The sequence below is a fragment of the Bradyrhizobium yuanmingense genome (assembly GCF_025200905.1).
In the GTDB taxonomy this organism is placed as follows: Bacteria; Pseudomonadota; Alphaproteobacteria; order Rhizobiales; family Xanthobacteraceae; genus Bradyrhizobium; species Bradyrhizobium yuanmingense.
Map to the genome: position 1 here is coordinate 781,718 of NZ_CP104173.1, position 22,868 is coordinate 804,585.

General features: G+C 65.8%; 24 protein-coding genes. 12 read left to right on the plus strand and 12 right to left on the minus strand.

All coding sequences use genetic code 11. The features are described 5' to 3' along the window. Positions 1-68: 68 nt before the first annotated feature. From fliI to N2605_RS03795, 6 genes are all read left to right on the plus strand, one after another. Positions 69-1,394 carry a flagellar protein export ATPase FliI gene (fliI, locus tag N2605_RS03770; protein ID WP_036011877.1) on the plus strand — a complete coding sequence of 442 codons (1,326 nt, stop codon included), beginning with the start codon at positions 69-71 and terminating at the stop codon, positions 1,392-1,394. Positions 1,395-1,515: 121 nt separating this feature from the next. Then, positions 1,516-1,935 (plus strand): flagellar export protein FliJ, encoded by a 420-nt coding sequence (fliJ, locus tag N2605_RS03775; protein ID WP_025032035.1) that lies wholly within the window; start codon positions 1,516-1,518, stop codon positions 1,933-1,935. Positions 1,936-2,111: 176 nt separating this feature from the next. Continuing rightward, a complete protein-coding gene (locus N2605_RS03780; protein ID WP_036011874.1) occupies positions 2,112-2,657 on the plus strand; it encodes a sigma-70 family RNA polymerase sigma factor in 546 nt (181 codons plus the stop codon). Positions 2,658-2,694: 37 nt separating this feature from the next. Then, a complete protein-coding gene (locus N2605_RS03785) occupies positions 2,695-3,756 on the plus strand; it encodes an anti-sigma factor (RefSeq protein ID WP_036011872.1) in 1,062 nt (353 codons plus the stop codon). Positions 3,757-3,907: 151 nt separating this feature from the next. Next, positions 3,908-4,867, plus strand: a complete 960-nt coding sequence (locus tag N2605_RS03790) for a helix-turn-helix transcriptional regulator (protein ID WP_260345866.1) — start codon at positions 3,908-3,910, stop codon at positions 4,865-4,867. Between the two features lie 116 nt (positions 4,868-4,983). Beyond that, a complete protein-coding gene (locus N2605_RS03795; RefSeq protein ID WP_225147784.1) occupies positions 4,984-6,204 on the plus strand; it encodes an NAD(P)/FAD-dependent oxidoreductase in 1,221 nt (406 codons plus the stop codon). A gap of 279 nt (positions 6,205-6,483) precedes the next feature. Here N2605_RS03795 and N2605_RS03800 read toward each other — a convergent pair whose 3' ends face one another. The 8 genes from N2605_RS03800 to N2605_RS03835 all read right to left on the minus strand — a co-directional run bounded on the left by N2605_RS03800 (position 6,484) and on the right by N2605_RS03835 (position 13,848). Beyond that, the gene (locus tag N2605_RS03800) at positions 6,484-6,684 is read right to left on the minus strand and encodes a hypothetical protein (RefSeq protein WP_036011854.1); all 201 of its coding nucleotides are present in this window, start codon (positions 6,682-6,684) and stop codon (positions 6,484-6,486) included. 294 nt (positions 6,685-6,978) lie between these two features. Further along, the gene (gene flhA, locus N2605_RS03805; protein WP_260345870.1) at positions 6,979-9,120 is read right to left on the minus strand and encodes a flagellar biosynthesis protein FlhA; all 2,142 of its coding nucleotides are present in this window, start codon (positions 9,118-9,120) and stop codon (positions 6,979-6,981) included. Positions 9,121-9,473: 353 nt separating this feature from the next. Then, a complete protein-coding gene (locus tag N2605_RS03810) occupies positions 9,474-9,776 on the minus strand; it encodes a copper-binding protein (RefSeq protein ID WP_036011848.1) in 303 nt (100 codons plus the stop codon). A 17-nt stretch (positions 9,777-9,793) separates the two neighbouring features. Continuing rightward, entirely contained in the window at positions 9,794-10,249 is a 456-nt protein-coding gene (locus N2605_RS03815) for a cupredoxin domain-containing protein (protein ID WP_260345873.1), read from the minus strand. A gap of 32 nt (positions 10,250-10,281) precedes the next feature. Next, positions 10,282-11,616 carry a multicopper oxidase family protein gene (locus N2605_RS03820; RefSeq protein ID WP_260345875.1) on the minus strand — a complete coding sequence of 445 codons (1,335 nt, stop codon included), beginning with the start codon at positions 11,614-11,616 and terminating at the stop codon, positions 10,282-10,284. A gap of 14 nt (positions 11,617-11,630) precedes the next feature. Beyond that, positions 11,631-13,058, minus strand: a complete 1,428-nt coding sequence (locus N2605_RS03825; protein WP_036011842.1) for a TolC family protein — start codon at positions 13,056-13,058, stop codon at positions 11,631-11,633. 9 nt (positions 13,059-13,067) lie between these two features. Beyond that, on the minus strand, positions 13,068-13,349 hold the full coding sequence (locus N2605_RS03830) for a hypothetical protein (RefSeq protein ID WP_225113998.1): 282 nt from the start codon (positions 13,347-13,349) through the stop codon (positions 13,068-13,070). 76 nt (positions 13,350-13,425) lie between these two features. Beyond that, positions 13,426-13,848, minus strand: a complete 423-nt coding sequence (locus tag N2605_RS03835) for a hypothetical protein (protein WP_370129329.1) — start codon at positions 13,846-13,848, stop codon at positions 13,426-13,428. Here N2605_RS03835 and N2605_RS03840 point away from each other — a divergent pair. Together N2605_RS03840 and N2605_RS03845 are read left to right on the plus strand one after the other, a co-directional pair. Further along, entirely contained in the window at positions 13,823-14,068 is a 246-nt protein-coding gene (locus N2605_RS03840) for a hypothetical protein (RefSeq protein ID WP_225134901.1), read from the plus strand. The two genes, N2605_RS03835 and N2605_RS03840, sit on opposite strands and share 26 nt — an antisense overlap. Further along, positions 14,022-15,287 carry an MFS transporter gene (locus tag N2605_RS03845; RefSeq protein ID WP_260347406.1) on the plus strand — a complete coding sequence of 422 codons (1,266 nt, stop codon included), beginning with the start codon at positions 14,022-14,024 and terminating at the stop codon, positions 15,285-15,287. Before N2605_RS03840 ends, N2605_RS03845 begins: the two co-directional genes overlap by 47 nt. Here N2605_RS03845 and N2605_RS03850 read toward each other — a convergent pair. Next, complete coding sequence (locus tag N2605_RS03850; protein ID WP_036026798.1) at positions 15,284-15,691, minus strand: DUF4864 domain-containing protein; 408 nt, start codon at positions 15,689-15,691, stop codon at positions 15,284-15,286. The genes N2605_RS03845 and N2605_RS03850 overlap by 4 nt on opposite strands. A gap of 222 nt (positions 15,692-15,913) precedes the next feature. On the opposite strand from N2605_RS03850, the gene N2605_RS03855 reads away from it, so the two are divergent. Next, positions 15,914-16,273: a PRC-barrel domain-containing protein gene (locus N2605_RS03855; protein ID WP_260345879.1), complete on the plus strand. Its 360-nt coding sequence runs from the start codon at positions 15,914-15,916 to the stop codon at positions 16,271-16,273. A 212-nt stretch (positions 16,274-16,485) separates the two neighbouring features. Here N2605_RS03855 and N2605_RS03860 read toward each other — a convergent pair whose 3' ends face one another. Next, positions 16,486-16,701 (minus strand): hypothetical protein, encoded by a 216-nt coding sequence (locus tag N2605_RS03860; RefSeq protein ID WP_036011828.1) that lies wholly within the window; start codon positions 16,699-16,701, stop codon positions 16,486-16,488. Positions 16,702-17,455: 754 nt separating this feature from the next. After that, positions 17,456-18,088 (minus strand): TetR/AcrR family transcriptional regulator, encoded by a 633-nt coding sequence (locus tag N2605_RS03865; protein WP_036026796.1) that lies wholly within the window; start codon positions 18,086-18,088, stop codon positions 17,456-17,458. Positions 18,089-18,329: 241 nt separating this feature from the next. Between N2605_RS03865 and N2605_RS03870 the strand changes: the two genes are divergently transcribed. The 3 genes from N2605_RS03870 to N2605_RS03880 are packed head-to-tail and all read left to right on the plus strand — an operon-like array spanning position 18,330 to position 22,127. Continuing rightward, on the plus strand, positions 18,330-18,827 hold the full coding sequence (locus N2605_RS03870) for a (2Fe-2S)-binding protein (RefSeq protein ID WP_260345881.1): 498 nt from the start codon (positions 18,330-18,332) through the stop codon (positions 18,825-18,827). Continuing rightward, complete coding sequence (locus N2605_RS03875; RefSeq protein WP_260345882.1) at positions 18,824-19,879, plus strand: FAD binding domain-containing protein; 1,056 nt, start codon at positions 18,824-18,826, stop codon at positions 19,877-19,879. The genes N2605_RS03870 and N2605_RS03875 overlap by 4 nt, the downstream gene beginning before the upstream one ends. Next, a complete protein-coding gene (locus tag N2605_RS03880) occupies positions 19,872-22,127 on the plus strand; it encodes a xanthine dehydrogenase family protein molybdopterin-binding subunit (RefSeq protein ID WP_260345883.1) in 2,256 nt (751 codons plus the stop codon). The genes N2605_RS03875 and N2605_RS03880 overlap by 8 nt, the downstream gene beginning before the upstream one ends. 178 nt (positions 22,128-22,305) lie before the next feature. Here the strand turns inward: N2605_RS03880 and N2605_RS03885 are convergent, their stop codons facing one another. Continuing rightward, a complete protein-coding gene (locus N2605_RS03885; protein ID WP_260345884.1) occupies positions 22,306-22,854 on the minus strand; it encodes a cupin domain-containing protein in 549 nt (182 codons plus the stop codon). Between the last annotated feature and the right edge of the window lie 14 nt (positions 22,855-22,868).

Below are 22,868 nucleotides of genomic sequence, written 5' to 3' on the forward strand. Positions count from 1 at the left end.
GGATCACCGAAGGCGACCATCTCATGAGGACCCTCATATGAAGGTGCGCTGCTGATGAAGGCCCCCCGATGAAGGCGCTGGCCGAACAGATCGGCGACATCGACGGCATCAACATCTATGGCCGCGTGGTCGGCGTTCGCGGTCTGATGGTCGAGGTGGCCGGCCCTATCCACGCGATGTCGGTCGGCGCGCGGCTGGTGATCGAGACCGGCGCCAACCGCACCATTCCGTGCGAGGTGATCGGCTTCTCCGGCAACAATGCCGTGGTGATGCCGTTCGCCGGCCTCGAGGGCGTGCGCCGCGGCTGCAAGGCGGTCATCGCCAATGCCGCCAACCAGGTGAGGCCGTCCGCGGCCTGGCTGGGACGCGTCGTCAATGCGCTGGGCGAGCCGATCGACGGCAAGGGGCCGCTGCCGCAGGGCTCTTCGCCGATGCCGTTCCGCAATACGCCGCCGCCCGCCCATTCGCGCAAGCGCGTCGGCAGCCCGCTCGACCTCGGCGTGCGCGCCATGAACACCTTCCTCACCTGCTGCCGCGGTCAGCGCATGGGCATCTTCGCAGGCTCTGGCGTCGGCAAGTCGGTGCTGCTGTCGATGCTGGCGCGCAACGTCGATGCCGATGTCAGTGTCATCGGGCTGATCGGCGAACGCGGCCGCGAGGTGCAGGAATTCCTGCAGGACGATCTCGGCGAGGAGGGCCTTGCGCGCTCAGTCGTGGTGGTCGCGACCTCCGACGAGCCGGCCCTGATGCGCCGCCAGGCGGCCTACCTCACGCTCGCGGTCGCCGAATATTTTCGCGACGAGGACAAGGACGTGCTCTGCCTGATGGACTCGGTGACGCGCTTTGCGATGGCCCAGCGCGAGATCGGCCTGTCTGCCGGCGAGCCGCCGACGGCCAAGGGTTACACGCCGACCGTCTTCACCGAGTTGCCGAAGCTGCTGGAGCGTGCCGGGCCGGGATTGGGCGAGGGCGCCATCACCGCGATCTTCACGGTGCTGGTCGACGGCGACGACCATAACGAGCCGATCGCCGATGCCGTCCGCGGCATCCTCGACGGCCACATCGTGATGCAGCGCTCGATCGCCGAGCGCGGCCGCTATCCCGCGATCAACATTCTCAAATCCGTCTCGCGCACGATGCCGAAATCGGCCGATCCGCAGTTCTGGCCGGTGATCCAGCGGGCGCGCCAGGTGATGGCGACCTATGCCGACATGGAGGAATTGATCCGTCTCGGCGCCTACCGCGCCGGCTCCAGTCCCGAGGTCGACGAGGCCATCCGCCTCAACGAGCCGCTGGAAGCCTTCCTGCGCCAGCGCAAGGACGAAAAGGCATCGCTCGCGGAGGGCTATCGCCAATTGGCGCAAATCCTCGGCAATTTGGAAACGGAACGCTAACTTTGTCCGGTCATCATCCGATCCCACAGAGTAGCAGAGCCGGTCTGGGCCCCCTTCGGGCCCGTGGGGTGACCGGTATCGTCCCACGTGCAGCGGGGGGACTTCTGGGGAGTACGAGTCGATGAAGTCACGAGATACCCTCATCCGCCTGAAGAAGTTTCAGGTCGACGAGAAGCGCCGCCGGGTCACCCAGATCGAGACCATGATCGCCGACTTCCAGCGCATGTCGGTCGATCTCGAACGCGAGATCCAGACCGAGCAGGAGCGCGCCGGGATCAACGATCCCTCGCACTTCGCCTACCCGACCTACGCCAAAGCCGCGATCCAGCGCCGCGAGAACCTGACCCGCTCGGCCGACGAGCTCAAGGGCCAGCTTGAGGAAGCCAAGGCCGCACTGGCCGAGGCCTTCGAGGAGCTGAAAAAGGTCGAGCTGCTCGACGAGCGCGACCAGGCCCGCGAGCGCGCCGAGGAGAACGCCCGCGAGCAGGCCGACCTCGACAGCATCGGCCTGATGCGTGCCCGCATCGGCGCCGTCGCCTGAGCCGCTAGCCCGCCCCTCCAGGAATTGTCAAAACCCGGACCCGCAAGGTCCGGGTTTTTGCATGTGCTGTCCACAGTGTGGCGCCGCGCCCCTTGGTGGTCCGCTTGGCCGCGCGCTATGGTGGTGCGGTGCCGGGGTCTACGCGGAACGCGACGGCCCGCGTGTTGGGGGGCTGAATGCTGACGCCAGCGGAGCTGGTCGGGTTGATTGAGGCGGTGGCGAAGGGCGATCAGGCCGCGTTCGAGCGCCTCTACGCCGCCACGCGCGCGAAACTCTATGGCGTCGTGCTCCGTATCTTGCGCAGGCAGGATCTCGCGGAGGAGGTCATTCAGGAGACTTACGTCAAGATCTGGAACAGCGCCGGCCAGTTCAATCCGGCCCTGTCCTCGCCGATCACGTGGATGGCCTCGATCGCGCGCAACCGCGCGATCGACGTCGTCCGCAAGAAGTCGGAAGCCTCCATCGAGGAAGAGCCTCAGGCGATGGAGGTCGCGGCCGAAAGTCCCGATCCACTGGCCCGCCGCGAGATGACCGAGGAGCTGAAGCGGCTCTTGGAATGCATCGGCCGGCTCGAGCCGGACCGTCAGAGGCTCGTGCTGCTCGCCTATTACAACGGCTGGAGCCGCGAGCAATTGGCGGAGAAGTTTTCAGCGCCGGTCAACACGGTGAAGACGTGGCTGCGGCGCAGCATGCTGGATATCCGGGAGTGCCTCGGACTGTGATCGCTTGGATGATGAGGGTGGTTCTGGACTGCAATTGATGGCCTACACGGAGGACCATATCGCGCTCGCCGCGGAATATGCGCTCGGGACGCTCGGCGCCGACGAGCGCGCGCAGGTCGAGACCATGATGGCGGTGGACCCGGCGTTCGCCGAGATCGTGCAGGCCTGGGCCTATCGGCTCGGCGTGCTCAACCAGATGGTCGGCTCGGTCGAGCCGCGTCCGATCGTGTGGGAGAACATCAGGGCGGAGATCGCGCGCACGACCGCCGCGCAGGAGCCGCCTGCGCCTGCCGAAGCTTCGCCGCCACCACAGCCGCCTGTGCCCGAGACGTCCTCGCTGGCAGCTGCGGAATCTCCGCCCGAGAGCTCGCAGTCGGCTGAGGTGCAGCAGCCCGAAGCCGCCGCGCCTGAGGCGCCGCGTCCCGAGTTTGATGCTGTTCCGGACATCGCGCCGCAATTCATCCCGCAAGTCCATGCGCCGGATGCCAACCTCGTCCGTGCGGCCCAAGCGCCGGTGGTCGACGACAGCAATGTGATTCGTCTCGAGAGCCGGGTGAAGCGCTGGCGCACCATCGCTTCCGCCATTGGCGCGCTCGCGGCCGCGCTGCTCGTAACGCTGTCGCTGCAGATCTTGCTGCCCGACGCGCTGCCGGGCGCTTTGCGTCCCCCGCCGCGCATCCAGACGGTCGAGGTGAAGACGCCGGCCGCGCCGCTCGCCGCCTCCGCGCAATATGTTGCGCTGCTGCAGGGCCAGGGCGGTGGCCCCGCCTTCATCCTCACCATCGACGGCGCGACGCGGAATTTCACGGTGCGGAAGGTCGGCGCGACGCCGGAGCCCGGCAAGAGCTTCGAGCTCTGGCTGATCTCGGACAAGCTGCCGCGCCCGCGCTCGCTCGGCGTGATCGGTGCCGGCGATTTCACCGCGCGTCCACTGCTCGCCTCCTACGATGCCGAGGTCGTCAATAGCGCGACCTTCGCCGTCACCATCGAGCAGGCGGGCGGCTCGCCGAACGGCCAGCCGACCTCCGCCCCGGTGTTTTCCGGCAAGCTGATCGAGACCGTGCCGCCGGCCCAACCGCAGGCGCCCGCGCAAAAATAGGTGCCACGGCGACTGTCGCCACGGTCCATCCCGCTGTCGCAGCCCGACAAGTGCTCCCGAATCCGCCCTCGATTTGAACCTCGCCTCGGTCCACGGCGTCAAATTCCCGGAATTTGAACGCGATTGATGCCGGAAAGGGCGAGAAAATCAGATGGATGCAGCGAGAACGCCGGGCATCTTCCTTCACCAATATGCAGGCCTGCCGCACGGTCCGGCCTTCGAGCATTGGCGCGAGCGGGCCGTCGGTCGCTGCGGCCTCGATATCGGGCCGAGCCATGGCGACAGCATCGATTGCCGGCTGCAGATCAGCGTCGTCGACAACATCATGCTCGCCATTCCGGAAGGCGCCTCGGCGCAATATTCCCGCACGCAGAGCCACCTTGCCGACGGCAGCGACGATCTCGTCCTGATCGCGGCCCACGCAGGGCTCGTCCGCGTCGGGCAAAACGGCCACACCGTCGAGCTCACGCCCGCCCAGATGGTGCTCGTCGACATGAGCGTGACCGGGACCGTCGGCCACACCGAGGCAGACCGCTTCACCAGCATTCGCATGCCGCGCCGTGCGCTGCTCGACATCAATCCGCGCGCCGAGGACAAGCTCTCGCAGGTGCTCGTCGACGACGCAGTCGCCGAGACCATCTTCCGCTACCACGCGCTCGCCGCCAATCACGCGCCGCATCTCGATGCGGTCGGCCAGCGCCTGACCGCGCAGCACATGGTCGATCTCGTCGGTCTCCTGCTCGGCACCGATGCCGAGCACGCAAGCCGCGCCCGCGGCCGCGGGCAGGCGGCGGCGCGCCTCGATCTCATGCGCGCCGACGTGATGGCCGCACTCGGCCGCAACGATCTCTGCCTCGCCGAAGTTGCGACGCGCTCGGGCCTCAGCCCGCGCCAGGCCCAGCGCCTGTTCGAGCAGGCCGGCACGACCTTCACTGAATTCGTGCTGGAGCAACGCCTGCTCCATGCGCGCAAGCTGCTCGGCGATCCCCGCGCCAGGATGCGCAAGATCAGTGACATCGCGCATTCCTCCGGCTTCTCCGATCTGTCGTACTTCAACCGCGCCTTCCGCAAGCGCTTTGGCGCGACGCCGTCGGAGCTGCGCGAGGCATAAATCGCGATTTTGTGCAGCGGCGCGGACGCCGCCGCATTTGGTCGGCGCCTGTTGTTGCGCTAGTCTGTCTCCGCGGGCAGGCCGCAGGTTTCCTCGGGAAAGTGCAGTAGGCGGAGATGGCGCGTATCGTCGTGCTCGGCGCCGGGTTTGCGGGGTTGTGGGCGGCCATCGGCGCCGCGCGCAAGCGCGAGGAGATCGGTGCGAGCGATCGCGACATCGAGATCCGTCTCGTCGACCGCAATCCCTATCACAATATCCGCGTGCGCAATTACGAGGCCGATCTCGCCGAGGTCGCGCTTCCGCTTCCGCAACTGCTCGATCCGATCGGCGTCAGCCACGGCCTTGGCGAGGTCGAGGCGATCGATCCGGCCCGGCGCGAAATCTCGCTCGTCACCAGCGCCGGCAAGGAGACGCTGCACTATGACCGCCTCGTGCTGGCGCTCGGCAGCGCGGTGATGCGCCCCGATATTCCCGGCCTGGCCGCACACGCCTTCGACGTCGACACCTATGCCGCGGCGCTCCGCCTTGAAGATCATCTGGTTTCGCTCGGACGCAGCGCGCCGTCTCCGGGCCATTCAACGGTGGTCGTGGTCGGCGCCGGCTTCACCGGCATCGAAGTCGCAGCTGAGATGCCGGACCGGTTGGCGCGCGCAGGGATCACCGGCAGCCGCCGCATCATCCTGGTCGATCCCAATCCGAGCGTCGGCGCCAGCATCGGCGCGAACGCGCGCCCGGTGATCGAGACGGCCCTGGCTTCGCTCGACATCGAGACGCGGCTCGGCGTGCGTGTCGCCGCGATCGAGGCCGCGGGCATGCGCCTGAGCTCGGGCGAATTCATTCCGTCGCAGACGGTGATCTGGTGCGCGGGCATGCGGGCAAGCCCTTTGGCGGCGAGCTTTCCGGGCGGGCGCGATTCCCTCGGGCGCCTCCTCGTCGATCCCTTCATGCGTGTGGCCGATGTCGGCGGCGTGTTCGCGGCCGGCGATGTCGCCTCGAGCGTGATCGACGGGCTGCATCCGACGGTGATGTCCTGCCAGTTCGCCCGTCCCATGGGCCGCTTCGCCGGCCACAACGTGGTCGCCGATCTCGTCGGCCTGCCCATGCTGCCGCTGCGGATCGATTGGTACGTCACCGTGCTCGACCTCGGCGGCTGGGGCGCGCTCTATACCGAAGGATGGAATCGCGAGGTCCGTGCCACCGGCGCGGCGGCAAAGGCGACCAAACAGACCATCAACCGCAAGCGCATCTATCCGCCGCTCTCGGGGCACAAGGACGAGCTGTTCGCGGCGGCCGCGCCGACCGTGCAGGCGCCGCCGCCGACGTATGGGGGAAGGTAGTTGGCAGGCAGGGCCGTGCCGCTTGCTCCGTCATTGCGAGCGCAGCGACGCAATCCAGAGTCTTTCCGCGGAGGCAGTCTGGATTGCTTCGCTGCGCTCGCAATGACGAATTGGACGCGCGTGCGCTCGCAATGACGAGATACCAGAAATGGGAAAGCGCCCGTGGGGGGCGGGCGCTTTCTGTAGTCGACTTGGGGTTGGGGTCGTCTACATATCCACGTGGCGACTTTGGGGGGCTGGTAAAGAGCCGCGTGAATTCACAAAACTCGTCAGATCTCCTTAGCGAACGAGGGACGCGTTCGAACTGGTGACAACGACCGGCTTGCCGGCCTTGATGACGCGGGCGGTCTGGGTCAGGCCTTCATCCGAACCCGAGCGTGCCGTAATGCCGAGGCCAGCCACCGCGATCCCTGCGACGAGGGCGACGACCACGATTTTCAAATGGGTCGCGCGATCTGCGCTGTAGATCGAGTGGTTCATGGAAGCCTCCTGCCGCCATCTACCCGAAGTAGTCGCCGGCCATTTGAGGCAGGTTCATGCTTCCGGTGCCCATCAACCTAGTATCGGGGGGATTCGTTCCCAAGGGGCCATCACAAGGGCGTGATATGACGTGATAGATCGCGATCAAAGGCGACCCTTGATCGTTCTTTTATATAATTATTTCAAAGCTGTAATGAGCCTAGTGCCGGGTTTTTGAGGCCTTGGTCGACAAGGCGCCAGGAACTCAAAAACCATTTGCCTGTGGCTGAAAAACACACGGCTTCTTAAGGCAAATCAGATGCTTCCGACGGTTTTCAGCCTCGCCCTGGGGTGGATTTCGGCCTGAGACAGCACGGTGGTCTGGGCCCGGAACCGTTCCACCAGGGAGCGCACGAAGGGCCGAATGGAAGCGGAGGTGACCAGCACCGGCGCCTCGCCTTCGCGGGCGGCGCGCTCGAAGGCCTCGCGCACGGCAGTCATGAATTCCGAGAGTTTCGAGGGCTGCATGGCAAGGCTCCGCTCCTCGCCCTGGCCGATGATGGATTCGGCAAAAGCCTGCTCCCATTTCGCCGACAGTGCGATCAGCGGCAGATAGCCGGCGTAAGAGGTGTTCTGCGCGCAGATCTGCCGCGCCAGCCGCGCGCGGACGTGCTCGACCATGGTCGCAGGGTTGCGCGAGAAGGCGAGCGAATCCGCGATGCCTTCGAGGATGGTGGAGAGGTCGCGGATCGAGATGCGCTCGGCGAGCAGCAGCTGCAGCACGCGCTGGATGCCGGAGACCGTGACCTGGCCCGGGACGATGTCCTTGACCAGCTCGCTCTGCTCCTTCGGCAGCTCCTTGAGCAGCTTCTGCACCTCGCCGTAGGACAACAGGTCCGACATGTTGGCCTTGAGCAGCTCGGTGAGATGGGTCGAGAGCACGGTCGCGGCGTCGACGACCGTGTAGCCCTTGAGCGAGGCCTCTTCCTTGAGGCTGGCATCGACCCAGGTTGCGGGCAGGCCGAAGGTCGGCTCGGTGGTGTGGATGCCGGGCACCTGCACCTGGCTGCCGCCGGGATCCATGACCATGAACTGGTTCGGCCAGATCTTGCCGGTGCCGGCGTCGACCTCCTTGATCTTGATGATGTAGGTGTTGGCCTCGAGCTGGACGTTGTCGAGGATGCGCACCGCCGGCATCACGAAGCCCATCTCGATCGCGAGCGAGCGGCGCAGCGCCTTGATCTGCTCGGTGAGGCGGTCGGTGCCGTCGGGGCCGTTGACCAGCGGCAGCAGGGCGTAGCCGAGCTCGATCTTGAGGTCGTCGATCTTGAGCGCGGCCGAGATCGGCTCTTCGGTCGCGGCAGCGCCTGGCGCACCCGGCGTTCCCGGCGCGGGCGCCGCATGAACGGCTGCTTCGGCCTTGGCCGCCACCCGATTGCGGTTGCGGGCGTTCCAGGCCAGCGCGCCGGCGCCGGCGCCGAGCGCGAGGAACGGAAGGGTCGGAATGCCCGGCAGCGCCGCCAGCACCAGCATCACCGCCGAGGACATCGCCAGCGCCTGCGGATAGCCGGAGAACTGCTTCATCAGCGCCTTGTCGGCCGCGCCGGAGACGCCGGCCTTGGAGACGAGCAGGCCGGCCGCGGTCGAGACGATCAGCGCCGGCACCTGGGTGACGAGGCCGTCACCGACGGTCAGCAGCGTGTAGGTACGGCCGGCGTCGGCGAAGGACATGCCCTGCTGCGCGACGCCGATGATCATGCCGCCGACGACGTTGATGAAGACGATCAAGAGGCCGGCGATGGCGTCGCCCCGGACGAACTTCGAGGCACCGTCCATGGCGCCGAAGAAGCCGCTCTCGTCCTCGAGCTCCTTGCGCCGCTCCTTGGCGACCTTCTCGTCGATCAGGCCGGCGCCGAGGTCGGCGTCAATCGCCATCTGCTTGCCGGGCATGGCGTCGAGATGGAAGCGCGCGGCGACTTCGGCGATGCGGCCCGAACCCTTGGTGATGACGACGAAATTGACGATGATCAGGATGGCGAAGACGATGATGCCGATGACGAAATTGCCGCCCATCACGAAGTTGCCGAAGGCTTCGATGACGTGACCGGCGGCAGCCGTGCCCTCGTGGCCGTGCGTCAGGATCAGGCGGGTCGAGGCCATGTTGAGCGACAGGCGCAGCATGGTCGAGATCAGCAGGACGGTCGGGAAGGCGGAGAATTCCAGCGGCGCCTGGATGAACAGCGACGTCATCAGGATCAGGATCGAGAGCGTGATCGAGATCGCGAGGAACAGGTCCAGCACGATCGCCGGCAGCGGCAGGATCAGCACCACGAGGATGATGAGAACGCCGAGCGCCAGCGCGATGTCGCCGCGCTTGAGCACGGTGACGATCTCGTTGAGGGAGGGGATGCCGGGCTTCGCGCCGCCTACGCCCTGTCCCGCGGTGACGTCGACCATGGTAGCTGCCTCCCCGCGCGCCTGCCGTCCGCGCGCCCCAAACGTCTGCGCGGCGGCCGACGGGCCGCCGTTCCGAAAGTGAGGCACCGCACTGGCGTCCACGGGAGCTCCCGTTCTACGCGGCTGACGACACTCGACTTCACCCGGCAATTTTTGCCCGGTGTATGGTTAGCAAAGCGTTAACGGAGGGGGTGGGAGGAGCTCAGACCGGCGTGTTTCGGGGGCGGGTTGTCATTCCGGGGCGATGCGGAGCATCGAGCCCGGAATCCATCGGGCCGCAGGTATGGTGGTGAAATGGATTCCGGGCTCGCGCCAAGAGGCGCGCCCCGGAATGACGGGCAGGCGAGGCTGCCCTACTTCGCCTTCTGCATCTTGGTCACCGTGTAGCCCGACGCCGCTTCCTCGGCCTCGAAGGTGATCTTGTCGCCGACCTTCACCTGCTTGAGCATGGCGGGATCCTTGACCCGATAGACCATGGTCATGGGGTCCTCCATGCCGAGGCTCTTGGCAGGTCCGTGCCTGAGCGTGATCTTGCCGGCGCCCTCGTCGATCTTCTTCACCTCGCCGCTGATCGCGGCGCCCTCGGCGGCGAGGGTTGCAGTCGCAAGGCCGACGGTCAGCGCCAGCGCCGAAGCGATACGGATGATGCGGTTCATGTGGATCTCCTTTCGCGTTACTTCACGGTGACCTGGCCGACCATGCCGTACTCGCGATGGTCGGGAATGAGGCACGAATATTCGAAGGTGCCGCGCTTGCTGAACTTCCAGAGGATCTCGGTCGTCTTTTTTGGGGCAAGCCGCGCCGCATTGGGCTCGTCGTGCTCCATGTGCGGATGCTTCTTCATCTGATCCGCATGCGCGAGGTTCTCCTTGGTCGTGGCCAGCAGGAATTCGTGGTCCTCCTTGCCGACATTGCGCAGCACGAATCGGATCTGCTCGCCGCGCTTCACCTCGATTTTCGCGGGCGTGTAGTCCATCTCGTTCATCAGGATCTCGATGGTGCGCGCGGGCTTCTTGGGATCGCCGGGCTCGCCGGCCGAATAGTTTCCGTGCCCGTGCTTGTCGTGAGCGAAGGCCGGCGCGGCCGAAAGTGCAGCCAGCGCGAGGGCGAGCTTGAGCGTGATCTTCATCGTAGTCTCCGGTTGGTGGTTCATCGAAACGCTCACATCTTGTGCTTCATCGGCGGACTGCCGGATTTCTGCCGCGCCGGCTCGGGGGCGGGTGCGGCGACTTCGTAGGCGACAGTGCCTTTCGGGAATTTGTACGGACCGGGATCGCGGTAATCGTCGCGTGCGAGGTCTTCGCGGATCTTCATCACGGTGAACATGCCGCCCATTTCGATCGGCCCGAACTGGCCGGTGCCCGTCATCATCGGCAGCGTGTTGTCGGGCGCGGGCATCTCCATGTTGCCCATCGCCATGCCGGTCGAGCCCATGGCCATGCCGTCCGGCGCCAGCTTGCCGACGGCCTTGGCGAGATCCTTGCGCGACACGCCGATCAGGTTGCGCACGTCGTGTCCCATCGAATTCATGGTGTGGTGCGACTTGTGGCAATGGAACGCCCAGTCGCCGGGATTGTCGGCGAGCACGTCGAACACCCTGATGGCGCCGACCGGAACGTCGGTGGTCGTCTCCGGGATCTGCGCGCTTTCCTGAATCCAGCCGCCATCGGTGCAGGTCACCGCGAAGCTGTGGCCATGCAAATGGATCGGATGGTTGGTCATGCTGAGATTGCCGATACGCACGCGTACCTTGTCGCCGAGCCTGACCGGCAAGGGATCGATGCCGGGAAAGACCCGCGCGTTCCAGGTCCACATGTTGAAGTCCGTCATCTCGTTGACGTGCGGCAGATAGGTGCCGGGGTCGACGCGATAGGTGCTCATCACGAACACGAAGTCGCGGTCGACGGCGCGGAAACTCGGGTCACGCGGGTGCACGATGAACATGCCCATCATGCCCATCGCCATCTGCACCATCTCGTCGGAATGCGGGTGGTACATGAAGGTTCCGCTCTTCTTCATCTCGAACTCGTAGACGAAGGTCTTGCCCGGCTGGATGTGCGGCTGGGTCAATCCGCCGACGCCGTCCATGCCGCTCGGGATGATCATGCCGTGCCAGTGGACCGTGGTGTATTCGGGCAGTCTGTTGGTGACGAAGATGCGGACCTTGTCGCCCTCGACGGCCTCGATGGTCGGGCCCGGCGATTGCCCGTTGTAGCCCCACAAATTCACCTTCATTCCTTCCGCGAACTCGCGAACCACCGGCTCGGCGACGAGATGGAATTCCTTCCAGTCGCCGTTCATGCGGAACGGCAGCGACCAGCCGTTCAGCGTGACCACGGGGCGATAATCCGGGCCGCTGGTCGGATGCAGCGGCGGCTGCATCACCACCTTGTCCATGGTGGGGGCTTCCGGGATAGACGCGGCCTGGACGCGGCCTTGAATGGCCGATGCGCCGACAAGCGCGGCGGTGCCTAAAAATCCTCGGCGAGAAAACATCTTGGCCTCCGTCTTTAGTGGCCGCCGCCTTCGGCAGGAGCTGCCGCGGCAACGGTGGTTGGATTGTCGGCGCCGCCGGCAGGCAGACCGCCGCCGTTGACCGCGGTCTGCAGATCGGCCTGGGCGAGGAAGAATCTCTGCCTGGCGTCGATCGCGCCGCGCAGCGCCGCGAGGCGCTGCCGCGCTTCGGTGAGCAGCGCGAAGATGTCGACCTGCATGCTGGAGAAGCGCAGCTGCATCTCCTCGGTGATGATCTTTCGCAACGGGATGATCTCGCGCTGGTAGTGGCCGGCGATGTCGTAAGTGGAGCGATAGACGCGATAGGCGTCGCGCGCCTCGGACCGCACATTCACGGCCCGCTCGGTCAGGCGGTTGAAGGCGAGGTTGTAGGTCTCTGCCGCCTGACGCACGCGCACCTCGCCGCCGTCGAAGATCGGAATCTGGAACTGCAGGTCGAAGCCGCGCTCGCGGAACGGCGGCCCTTCCGGATCCTGGGTGCGGCGGGAGATGCCGGCGATATCGAGCAGCGTCACAAAGCGCGTCGCCTCGGTGAGGTTCAGCGCCTTCGCCAGCGCGGCCAGCTCAAGCCGCGCGACCTGCAGGTCGAGGCGATGCGCGACCGCATCGGCCTCGATCGTGGGGAGGGCCAGCGGCCGGCGCGGCAGCGGCGGCAGTTGATTGGGCAGGCGGAAGTCGAGACCGTCGTCCCACAGCCCCATCAGGCGCGCCAGCCTTTCGCGCGCGCTTCCCGCTGCCTGTCGCGCGCTGGCGAGGTCGGCGGTGGTCTCGGCATAGAACACCTGCTCGCGGGCTTGGTCGAGCTTGTTGAGCGAGCCGGTCTCGCCGAGCTTGAGCGCGAGCTGTGCGGTCGATTCCGCCGTCGCCTTCGCGTCGGTCAGCAGCCCCACCATCTCGTTGGCGGCAACCGCACGGACATAGGCGCGGCGCACGTCCGAGGCGAGCCGCAGCGTCGCCAGCGCGGCGCGCAGCTGCGCTCCGCGGAAGCGTTCCCGAGCGATCTCGGACCGGAACGGCAGGGTGGCGAGCGCGAGGATGTCGCCGACCACTTGGCGTTCGATCTCGCTGGCGCCATTGCCGGTGATGCGAGAGACTGCGAACACCGGATTGGCCGGCAGGCTCTGCTCGACCAGCTCGGTCTCCGCCAGCGCCAGCTCGTTGTAGGCGGCCTGCAGTCCCTTGTTGTTGAGCAGTGCGATCTGCACGGCGGCGTCGACGCTGAGCGTGCGCGAGAGCAGCTGGCGGACGCGGGCATCGACCGCGGCGGCACCCTCGGCCGAGCGCACGAAGGCGACGTCCTTGTTGATGGCCTGGCTCGTCAGATCGGAGACCGCGCTCATGCCGCTGTCGGGCGAGAACGCGGCGCAGCCGGAAAGTCCGAGCGCGGCGAGCACGAGCAGGCCTCGCGCAAAATGCTGTGACATGGCGCGCTCCTACCGCTCTTGCTTCGGCTGCGGCGTCACCGCCTCGTTGCGGCCACGCCATGGTGCCGGCGTCGCAGGCCGCAGGCTGGTATAGGGCGCGATGGTCGAGCGATAGCCGATTGGGGCCACCTTCGCCGCCGGATCGGCGGGATCCGCGCTGGCCATGTGCGTCGTTGTCGGCACGCAGCCGGACAGCGTCGGCCCGGCAAAGGCCAGCAGCAGCCAAGTGAAACGTGAGTGTCGATCACCCACCGCGGATGCGGCAGATTTCGCCCCGGAAAGCGCAACCATGTCTTAATTCCTGATCTGGAGACCACAGGTTCGCGCGCGCAAAAGCGCGCATCGAAACCGACGCCGTCATGTCAGATCAGGCGATGGGGGGACGGTAGTGCTGGGGCGGCGCCGCGCTGTGCAGGCTGGGCACGATCTCGGGCGCACAGGTCGACATCGGCCGGAGCGGCGTGGCGACGCTGGGCAGATCGGCCGGCAGCGCGCTGACGCACATCATCGCACAGCAGGGGCCCACAGTTCCCTTGCCGTCGTGATGATTCGGAGCAGGTGCGTCCTTCGCAGCGGTCTGCGAAGGCGTTCCCGCGTGCTCGTGCGGAACATCGCCAGGGTTCGCAGCCATATCATGGCTCGCAGCCATATGGTGATGCGCCGGAACGAGGTCAGCCTGGGCATCGTCGCCGAGGCAGGGCGCAGCACTGCCCCAGGCGAGGCTTGCGGCCGGCGCGAGCACGCAGAACAGATAGGCGAGGGCGATGATCCGCCCCACCCTGATCCGCATCGATCGCGTCAATCGCATCAACATTCCGCCGATAGGCTCCTCGCGCGGCAATGTTGCACACGCTTGTTGCAAACTAATGGCAAAAGACGCATTCGCCAAGAGCTTATTACCGCAGCGCACCGCGCATGCCCAATATCGCGGCAAGATGGTTGACCATGCGGCGGTCCGCGAACATGGTCCTGCCCGTGCACGCGCCAAATCATCCAGGGCAAACACCTGACGCCTTCACCCCTGACTCTCGTCAGGCCTGGGTGCGGCTCGTCATTGCCCTCCTGATCGGCTCGATCGGGGCCGTCGGCATGTGGGCGGTCGTGGTCGTGATTCCCGTGGTGCAGGTCGAATTCGGAGCCACGCGCGGCGCGGTGTCGCTGGCCTTCACCCTCATGATGTTCGGGTTCGGGCTTGGCGGTGTGATCGCCGGCAAGATCACCGACCGGTTCGGCATCGTGCCGGCGATGGCGATCAGCATCGCCTTCCTCGGCGTTGCCAATGTGCTCGCCGGGCTGTCGGGCCAGCTCTGGCAGTTCGTGGCGGCTTATTTCTTCATCGGGCTCGGGACGTCCGCGACCTTTGCGCCGCTGATGGCCGAAGCCTCGCACTGGTTCGAGCGCTATCGCGGTCTTGCCGTGACCATCGTCGCCAGCGGCAATTACGTCGCCGGCGCGATGTGGCCGCCGATCGTGAGCTGGGGCACGCAGGAGATCGGCTGGCGCTATACCCATATCGGCATCGGCATCGTCTGCGCCGGCCTGATGACGGTGCTAGTGCTGATCCTGCGCGCACAGATGGGCCGCGACACGGTCCACGATCATGCCAACGCGCCGCCGCCGCGGGTCGATCTCAGGCTGTCGACGAACACGCTGACCGTGCTGCTCTCGATCGCCAGCATCTCCTGCTGCGTGGCGATGGCGATGCCGCAGGTGCACATCGTCGCCTATTGCGGCGATCTCGGTTATGGCGTCGCGCGCGGCGCCGAGATGCTGTCCTTGATGATGGGCTGCGGCATCGTCAGCCGGATCGGCTCGGGCTACCTCGCCGACAAGATCGGCGGCATCTACACGCTGCTGGTGGGATCGTTGGCGCAGGGCTTTGCGCTGGTGTTCTATCTGTTTTTCGACAGCCTGACCTCGCTTTATCTGATCTCCGCGATGTTCGGCCTGTTCCAGGGCGGCATCGTGCCGAGCTACGCCATCATCGTGCGCGAGGCGATGCCGGCGAGCGAGGCCGCGACCCGCGTCGGTATCGTGATCTTTGCGTCCGTGTTCGGCATGTCCTTCGGCGGCTGGGTGTCCGGCGTCATCTTCGATGCCACCGGCTCGTACGCGGCGGCATTTGCCAACGGCGTGGCATGGAACGCGCTGAACATCGGCATCGTCGTGCTGCTCTTGATCCGCGCGCGGACGGGCTCGGTCAAGACCGGCCCGGGCTTTGCCACCTAAACGGCCTGTCCCGCCTTCAGCAGCGAGCAGCCGGTGATCTTGTAGCTGCCGTCGCCCTGCTGCTCGAGCGTGTAGAGCGCCTCCCAGGCCTCGCCATTGGCATCGACGATATGAACGCGCTGGGCGATCCAGCCGCCATCGCTCTTGCTCTCGCCAAATTCGAAACTCTTGTGGCGATAGACCGGCGCGTAGCCGTTCTGCACCATGGACATGAAGATGTCGGGTGCGGGAAAGATCTCCTTGATCGCCGGCGCCGCATAGGAATAGGCCGCCGTCGCATCGTCGCGAACGAAGGCCTGCTCCTGGGCGCGGATGACGCTCTGGGCCGCCGCGACATCGCCGGCAAACGCCGAAACGTGATGACAGGCAACAATGAGAGCGACCAGCAAGGCTGCGATGCGCATGACAGGCTCCGCGTTGAGTATCCCGGCGGAGGCGATGCTAGCACATCTGCGGCGCCAGGGCGTGCACTCAGAAATCACGCGCTGGGTTTGAACGCTCCAGATGCCGACTCATCCGGGACAGCGGCGCAACAGCAGGCAGCTGCGACATGTTCTCCTAAGGCAGGAACGGCTCCGCGATGGCCGAGTTAAGCCGGCAAAACCACCTTACCAAGGAGCAAAGTCATGGCCCGTGCAACAGCACATCCGGATCATCACTGCATCTCAAGCGAGGACATTGAGGGAACCGAGGTTTATGGAGCAGATGGGACGAATATCGGCGAGATTGATCACCTCATCATCGACAAGGTGTCAGGCCGCGTGGCTTATGCGGTCATGAGCTTTGGTGGATTTGTGGGCTTGGGTCACAGCCACTACCCGATTCCCTGGGGCGCTCTGAAATATGACACGTCGCTTGACGGTTTCCGAACCAATATCACCGAGCAACAACTGAGGGATGCGCCTGAGTTCAGCGATGACTCCTGGGAAGATCGAGACTGGGAAACGCGAACTCACCGGTATTATGGAACGCCAACCTACTGGTAAGGGCGAGGTGGCCTATAACGCCAGCGGCGCGTCAGGACAGCTGAACTGACGGCGGCACAAACATCAGAGGTCGTGCAAGTCGCCGATCGGCCAGAAGCTGATTCCTGCGTCGCGTTGAAATGGCGCTACCCTGTTTAGTGCCGATGGCGAGATCATACTGCGCCATAGTTGGCGTTTTGATCGACGGGATGTTCGAAAGCACGGGCCGAGAGCTACGGTATCAGCTCTCTCAAAATGTGATCGCGGTGCGCGAGGTGCCGCGCCAGTGTCAGCCGAAATGTTTCGCCGATAGCGCGAGCCAAGCTCGTGTCGTGCCCCGAAAGCTCAAGGTCCGCAATTCGAACCTCCTGCTCGGAAAGGTGTCGGTCGGCCAGTGAAATGTGCTCTTCGGCTTCCGCCAGATGGCGAAGCGCCATGGCGCGATCCATTTGTCGCTCCCATGCATAGATGCAGGCGGGAGCACGATTGGTCTCTCAGCCACCGACGCCTACGGCACGGCCTTGGCCGGTGATGACAGGCAAGTTATCTCAGCAAACTCGGCGCAGCAATCCTTTGAAGTTGCTCTAATCAGAGCGGTTACGGATCTGCGACAGGTCGGTTCGCGCTCCAGCAAGTCCTGCTGCACGGCCATGGCTCGCCATTGCCGGGCGGCTTCGCGCAGGCTATGGGCCACCACGTTGTCGCGCGTTAGATCAGCAAGCTTTTCGCGTCCATCGGCTCGCTCTAGCATCTGGTCTGGCCAGCATTGTCTAATCCGGTTTTCCGATGAGGCCGATATGCCTGCCACGGCCCGGAAGTGCATTCAGGTGTGTTAATGAAGCCTTTACGTTCTTGGAAACGGCTCGCGGCTTGAACGCTGCGCCACCCTGGTCAACTTTGTTTCGTCCTCATTCGGAAACGGCTCTTGAGTCTTACGGCCTAGAAACGTATCCGGCTTTGGACAGCGTTGAAGCACCTCGGTCGCCTCCGCCACGACCTCGCGGGCACGTTGAAGCGCCAGACGATCCTGTCTGAGCGAATTGGTGAGCCGGGGCAAATTGAGAACTGGCGCCATGCCTGAACCTGCCATGTCGCAAGTCGAAGCGATGTATCAAATGATCCTTTGAATCGGATTAGGTGACAACAGTTCCATGTTTAGCGAAGTCCGCTCGGGGTCAGCGGCTCCCATCGGCAAGCTCCAGCCTAGCGCTTTCGCTTCGTCGCAGGCTTTGTCGTCATCGACGAGCGGGCCTTGCTGGGAGGCCGCACGCGCAAGCCGTCGACGAACACGTCGAGCAGACGCAGCGCCGTCGCCTGCCAACCGGGCTGGTCGTGCACGTAGCACATGCCGAAGAAGGCGCGCAGCAGATCCTCCGGGTTGATGTCGGCGCGCATCTCGCCGGCTGCGATGGCGCGGTCCAGCAGCGAGCCGATCGCCTTGGTCAGACGCTCGAAGGAGAAAGCATGCAGCTCCGACCCGCTCTGCACCGCGAGCGCGAGCGCTGCCATCATCCCCTTCTTGGTCGCAACAAACTCGACCCCTGATCGCAGCCAGCGCCGCAGCGCCTCGACCGGATCCTTGGCATTCTTCAATTGCTCGGCCAGCTCGCTGAGCTGCTCGACCTCGCGGCGGTACACCGCCTCGAACAAGGCCTCGCGCGTCGGGAAATGCCGATACAGCGTGCCGATGCCGACCCCGGCCCGCTTGGCCACCGCTTCCAGGCTCGCCTCCGAACCGCCCGCGCTGAACACCAGCTTTGCCGCTTCGAGCACGCGCTCGCGATTGCGCACGGCGTCCGCGCGGGGCTTTCGGGTCTGATCGGTGTGGTCGTCCATGGCGCGCAATGTAGATCACGAATTGGTTAGATTGAACCCATTGGTCGCCTTATCGCGTTGGTGACGCACGGGCTTTTGACGAATTCCAGATTTTTCCGCACCGGCCTTGTTAAGCGGAGGCTGCCTCCGTATCTTCCGATCAAGCGTCGGACGCATCGTGTTCGGACGGCGCTATTCGACAGCGGCCACGGCGGTGGCGCGCTGCGCGATGACTCATGTCCAAATCTGATCGGAGCCTTGTATGAACCACTCCATCAGCCTCACCGTGAACGGTGCGCGGCGCGACTTCGTCCTCGACGATCCGCGCGTTACGCTGCTCGATCTCTTGCGTGAGCGCCTCGATCTGACCGGAACCAAGAAAGGGTGCGACCGCGGCCAGTGCGGCGCCTGCACCATTCTCGTCGACGGCAAGCGCATCAATTCCTGTCTTGCGCTCGCCGTCAGTCATGACGGCGCCGACATCCTCACCATCGAAGGTCTCGCACGCGGCGACCAGCTCCATCCGGTGCAGGCGGCCTTCATCGCCCATGACGGCTTCCAGTGCGGCTTCTGCACGCCCGGCCAGGTCATGAGCACGATCGGCATGATCAAGGAGGCGCAGGCCGGCAACGATCCGGAACGCATCCGCGAATGCATGAGCGGCAATCTGTGCCGCTGCGGCGCTTACGTCGGCATCGTCGATGCCGTGCTCGACGCGCAAGGACAGATGGATGAGACCAATCAGAGGCGCTCCGCATGAAGTCGTTCGATTATGTCAAGCCCGCGACGGTGGCCGAGGCCGTTGCCGCTGCGGCCCAGCCCGGCGCGGTCTACCTCGCTGCCGGCACCAACCTGCTCGACCTGATGAAGGGCGGCGTCAGCCGTCCGGACCGGCTGGTCGACGTCACGCATCTCGATGGGCTCGATCAGATCGAGACCCTCTCGGACGGGTCATTGCGCATCGGCGCGTTGGTGCGCAATGCCGATCTCGCCCATGATGTGGACTTCGCGCGGTCCTATCCCGCCGTGGCCGAAGCGCTGCTCTCCGGAGCGTCGGCTCAATTGCGCAATGCCGCCACCGTCGGCGGCAATTTGTTGCAACGGACGCGCTGCGCGTATTTCTACGACACCGCCAGCCGCTGCAACAAGCGCGCACCTAGCTCCGGCTGCGACGCGCGCGACGGTGAGAACCGCAGCCATGCCGTGCTCGGCTGGAGCGAGAGCTGCATCGCCACGCACCCCTCCGACTTCTGCGTGCCGCTGGTCGCGCTCGATGCCATCGTCGAGATCGAGGGCAGAGACGGCCGGCGCGAAATCGCGCTCGACGAGCTGCACCGCCTGCCGGGCGATGCGCCCGAGCGCGAGACCGTGCTTGAGCCCGGCGATCTCATCGTCGCCGTGCGCCTGCCGCCCGCGGCTCGTGGCTTTGCCGCGCATGCGCGCTACCTCAAGGTCCGCGAGCGCACCTCGTATGCCTTTGGCGTCGTCTCGGCGGCGGCTGCGCTGCGGATCGAGAATGGCAGAATCGCACAGGCGCGGCTCGCGCTCGGCGGCGTCGCCGCAAAGCCCTGGCGCGCCCGTGCAGCGGAAGACGTCCTCAAGGGCGTCGCGCCGACGGCGGACGCGTTCCAGGAGGCCGCCCGGCGTGCGCTCGAGAGCGCAAAACCGTCCGGCGACAACGCCTTCAAGATCGAGCTCGCGCGCCGCATCGTCATGCGCGCGCTGACCTTGGCCGCTGCCGGCACGCCTGTGCGGATCCCCGCGCTGCCGGCCTCTCCCTTCGCCTCGACCTCCGGAGCCGTCCATGTCTGAGCTCAATTTGACCAGTGCGCCCGCACATCTCAGGCACGGCTCGAATATCGGCCAGCCGCTGACCCGCCGCGACGGCATCCTCAAGGTGACGGGGCAGGCGAGCTATGCTGCGGACAATCATCCGCCCGGCATGCTGTTTGCCGTGATGGCCGTCTCGAGCATTGCGCGGGGCCGTGTGGTCTCGCTCGATGTCGCTGCCGCAAAACGCCATCCCGGCGTCGTCGACGTCATGACGCCCGATCACAAGCCAGCGCTCGCGATCGACCCCGACCTCAAGACCAATCCGTTCGTATTCCGGATGGAGGTGTTGCAGAGCAATGAGGTCCGCTACGCCAATCAGGCGATTGCGGTCGTGATCGCTGAAACGCTGGAGGCCGCGACGGAAGGCGCCGCGCTGCTGGCCCCACGTTACGAGGTGCAGCCTGCGCTGGTCGGCCTCGATGCCGGCGAAAGCTTCGTGCCGCCGGTCGTCGGCGTCGGCAATCCCACGGAAAGCCATCGCGGCGATGTCGAGGCGGGCCTCGCCGCGGCCGAGAAGCAGATCGAGGCGATCTACGAGACGCCGCCGCAATATCACAATGCGATGGAGCCGCACGCGATCGTGGCGCGCTGGGAGGGTGACAAGCTCTTCCTCGACACGCCGAGCCAGGCCATGGTGATGGCTCGCGGCCGCGTTGCCGAGTTGTTCGGCCTCGTGCCGGAGAAGATTCACATCCGCAGCCCATTCCTCGGCGGCGGTTTCGGTTCGAAGGGCTTCCTGACCGGGCCGCAGATCCTTGGCGTGATGGCTGCGAAGCTGGTCGACAGGCCAGTCAAGCTTGTGCTGCGCCGCGAGCAGATGTATGGCCCGGTCGGCCACCGTGCGCCGACCCGCCAGCGCCTGCGCCTCGGCGCCGACGGAGAGGGACGCCTGACTGCGCTCGATCATCACGCACGAACCGTGTCGAGCACCTTCGACGATTTCTACGAGCCCGCCGCCGATGCCTCGCACACGCTCTACGCGGCGCCCGCGATCCGCACCTCGCACGATGCCGTGCGCGTCAACACCGGCACGCCGCTGTTCATGCGCGCGCCGGGCGAGGCGACCGGCTCGATCGCGCTCGAGAGCGCGATCGACGAGATGGCCTGGGCCTGCGGCATGGATCCGCTCGCTTTCCGCCTGAAGAACTACGCCGAGGTCGAGCCGATGACGGGGCGGCCGTTCTCCTCCAAGGCGCTGCGCGCCTGCTACGAGCAGGGCGCCGCGCGCTTCGGCTGGGCCAAGCGTCCGCTGCAGCCGCGGCAGATGCGCGACGATGCCGGCCTTCTGGTCGGCTGGGGCATGGGTACGGCGACCTTCCCGGCGCTGATGTTCCAGGCCGAGGCGCGCGCGGCGATCCGCCGCGACGGCTCCGGCGTGATGGAGATCGGCGCGCATGACATGGGGCAGGGCGCCTGGACGGCGCTGGCGCAGATCGCGGCCGATTCCGTCGGCCTCGATATCGACCGCCTCGACTTCAGGTCCGGCACGTCCGACCTGCCCGATGCCGGCATCGCCGGCGGCTCGGCGCACACGGCAACCGCAGGCGCTGCGATCCACAGCGCCGGTGCCGCCGTGATCGGAAAGCTCGCCGATCTCGCCACCAGCGACGAGCGCTCGCCGCTGTTCGGCGCCGGCAATGCCGGCGTGATCGCGCGCGACGGCAGGCTGATCCGCCGCGACGATGAGAGCCGCAGCGAGAGCTATGCCGAGATTCTGGCGCGCGCGGGCGTTGCCGAAGTGGAGGCGCGCGGCACCGGCGCGCCGAACCCTGCGGCGATGGAGCAATATGCGATGCATGCCCATGGCGCGGTGTTCGCCGAGGTGAAGGTCGATCCCGAGCTAGGCCAGGTTCGCCTCACCCGTATGATCGGCGCCTTCGCCGCCGGGCGCATCGTCAATCCGCGCATGGTGCAGAGCCAGCTGTTCGGCGGCATGATCTGGGGTCTGTCCTTCGCGCTGCACGAGGAGGCCGTCACAGATCGGCGCAGCGGGCGGATCATGAATGCCAATCTCGGCGAGTACCATATCCCCGTGAATGCCGACGTGCCGCCGCTCGACGTCATCACCGTCGAGGAGCATGATCCGCATGTGAACGCGCTCGGCATCAAGGGTGTCGGCGAGATCGGCATCACCGGCAGCGCCGGCGCGGTCGCCAACGCGGTCTGGCACGCCACCGGCGTGCGCGTCCGCAACTTTCCGATCCGGATCGAGGAACTGCTGACGTAGTTCTAGCTCTTCCGAAACAGGCGGCCCCGGAGTGCCTAGGAGTCCGGGGCCATAACCTCAGCACCTTTGCGCGAGGCTGCTCGGCTACGGCTCCCAACATATCAAGCTGCGGTTCGCGGAAATTGCGGTGGCTCAATATCCGCTAGATCCTCGGCTCCGTACGATTGCGGAGGGACCGTCAGAACGTCGGCGGCGTGCAGGCCGAGATCACCTCGCACGGTTTGCCGCCGACGCAGCGGAAGCGATGCGGGCGGCGGCTCTCGAAATAATAGGCATCGCCGGGATTGAGGATGCGGCGCTCGTCCTCGACGGTGACCTCGAGCTTGCCCGAAATCACGACGCCGCCTTCCTCGCCGTCATGGACGAGATGCACGCGCCCGGTGTCGCTGCCGGGCTCGTAGCGCTCCTTCAGGATCTGCAGGCTGCGGCCGAACAGATTGTCGCCGACCTGCCGGTATGAGATCGGCTTCTTGCCGACTTCGGTGAGCTCCTCGGCGCGGTAGAAGATCTTGCGCCTGGACTCCGGCTCCAGCGCGAAGAATTCCGCGAGCCCCATCGGGATGCCGTCGAGGATGCGCTTGAGCGCGCCGACCGAAGGGTTCATCTGGTTGGATTCGATCAGCGAGATCGTCGAATTGGTGACGCCGGCGCGCTTGGCCAGCTCGCGCTGCGACAGCTTGTGGCGCGCCCGGATGAATCGCAGCCGTCCACCGATGTCGACGCTCATGTTCTGGTCCTTGC

What these genes read in the sequence shown, in the direction of transcription:
- fliI (WP_036011877.1), top strand. Translation starts at nt 69, where the DNA reads ATGAAGGCGCTGGCCGAACAGATCGGCGACATCGACGGCATCAACATC.
- fliJ (WP_025032035.1), top strand. Translation starts at nt 1,516, where the DNA reads ATGAAGTCACGAGATACCCTCATCCGCCTGAAGAAGTTTCAGGTCGAC.
- N2605_RS03780 (WP_036011874.1), top strand. Translation starts at nt 2,112, where the DNA reads ATGCTGACGCCAGCGGAGCTGGTCGGGTTGATTGAGGCGGTGGCGAAG.
- N2605_RS03785 (WP_036011872.1), top strand. Translation starts at nt 2,695, where the DNA reads ATGGCCTACACGGAGGACCATATCGCGCTCGCCGCGGAATATGCGCTC.
- N2605_RS03790 (WP_260345866.1), top strand. Translation starts at nt 3,908, where the DNA reads ATGGATGCAGCGAGAACGCCGGGCATCTTCCTTCACCAATATGCAGGC.
- N2605_RS03795 (WP_225147784.1), top strand. Translation starts at nt 4,984, where the DNA reads ATGGCGCGTATCGTCGTGCTCGGCGCCGGGTTTGCGGGGTTGTGGGCG.
- N2605_RS03800 (WP_036011854.1), bottom strand. Translation starts at nt 6,684, where the DNA reads ATGAACCACTCGATCTACAGCGCAGATCGCGCGACCCATTTGAAAATC.
- flhA (WP_260345870.1), bottom strand. Translation starts at nt 9,120, where the DNA reads ATGGTCGACGTCACCGCGGGACAGGGCGTAGGCGGCGCGAAGCCCGGC.
- N2605_RS03810 (WP_036011848.1), bottom strand. Translation starts at nt 9,776, where the DNA reads ATGAACCGCATCATCCGTATCGCTTCGGCGCTGGCGCTGACCGTCGGC.
- N2605_RS03815 (WP_260345873.1), bottom strand. Translation starts at nt 10,249, where the DNA reads ATGAAGATCACGCTCAAGCTCGCCCTCGCGCTGGCTGCACTTTCGGCC.
- N2605_RS03820 (WP_260345875.1), bottom strand. Translation starts at nt 11,616, where the DNA reads ATGTTTTCTCGCCGAGGATTTTTAGGCACCGCCGCGCTTGTCGGCGCA.
- N2605_RS03825 (WP_036011842.1), bottom strand. Translation starts at nt 13,058, where the DNA reads ATGTCACAGCATTTTGCGCGAGGCCTGCTCGTGCTCGCCGCGCTCGGA.
- N2605_RS03830 (WP_225113998.1), bottom strand. Translation starts at nt 13,349, where the DNA reads ATGGTTGCGCTTTCCGGGGCGAAATCTGCCGCATCCGCGGTGGGTGAT.
- N2605_RS03840 (WP_225134901.1), top strand. Translation starts at nt 13,823, where the DNA reads ATGATCCGCCCCACCCTGATCCGCATCGATCGCGTCAATCGCATCAAC.
- N2605_RS03835 (WP_370129329.1), bottom strand. Translation starts at nt 13,848, where the DNA reads ATGCGGATCAGGGTGGGGCGGATCATCGCCCTCGCCTATCTGTTCTGC.
- N2605_RS03845 (WP_260347406.1), top strand. Translation starts at nt 14,022, where the DNA reads ATGGTCCTGCCCGTGCACGCGCCAAATCATCCAGGGCAAACACCTGAC.
- N2605_RS03850 (WP_036026798.1), bottom strand. Translation starts at nt 15,691, where the DNA reads ATGCGCATCGCAGCCTTGCTGGTCGCTCTCATTGTTGCCTGTCATCAC.
- N2605_RS03855 (WP_260345879.1), top strand. Translation starts at nt 15,914, where the DNA reads ATGGCCCGTGCAACAGCACATCCGGATCATCACTGCATCTCAAGCGAG.
- N2605_RS03860 (WP_036011828.1), bottom strand. Translation starts at nt 16,701, where the DNA reads ATGGATCGCGCCATGGCGCTTCGCCATCTGGCGGAAGCCGAAGAGCAC.
- N2605_RS03865 (WP_036026796.1), bottom strand. Translation starts at nt 18,088, where the DNA reads ATGGACGACCACACCGATCAGACCCGAAAGCCCCGCGCGGACGCCGTG.
- N2605_RS03870 (WP_260345881.1), top strand. Translation starts at nt 18,330, where the DNA reads ATGAACCACTCCATCAGCCTCACCGTGAACGGTGCGCGGCGCGACTTC.
- N2605_RS03875 (WP_260345882.1), top strand. Translation starts at nt 18,824, where the DNA reads ATGAAGTCGTTCGATTATGTCAAGCCCGCGACGGTGGCCGAGGCCGTT.
- N2605_RS03880 (WP_260345883.1), top strand. Translation starts at nt 19,872, where the DNA reads ATGTCTGAGCTCAATTTGACCAGTGCGCCCGCACATCTCAGGCACGGC.
- N2605_RS03885 (WP_260345884.1), bottom strand. Translation starts at nt 22,854, where the DNA reads ATGAGCGTCGACATCGGTGGACGGCTGCGATTCATCCGGGCGCGCCAC.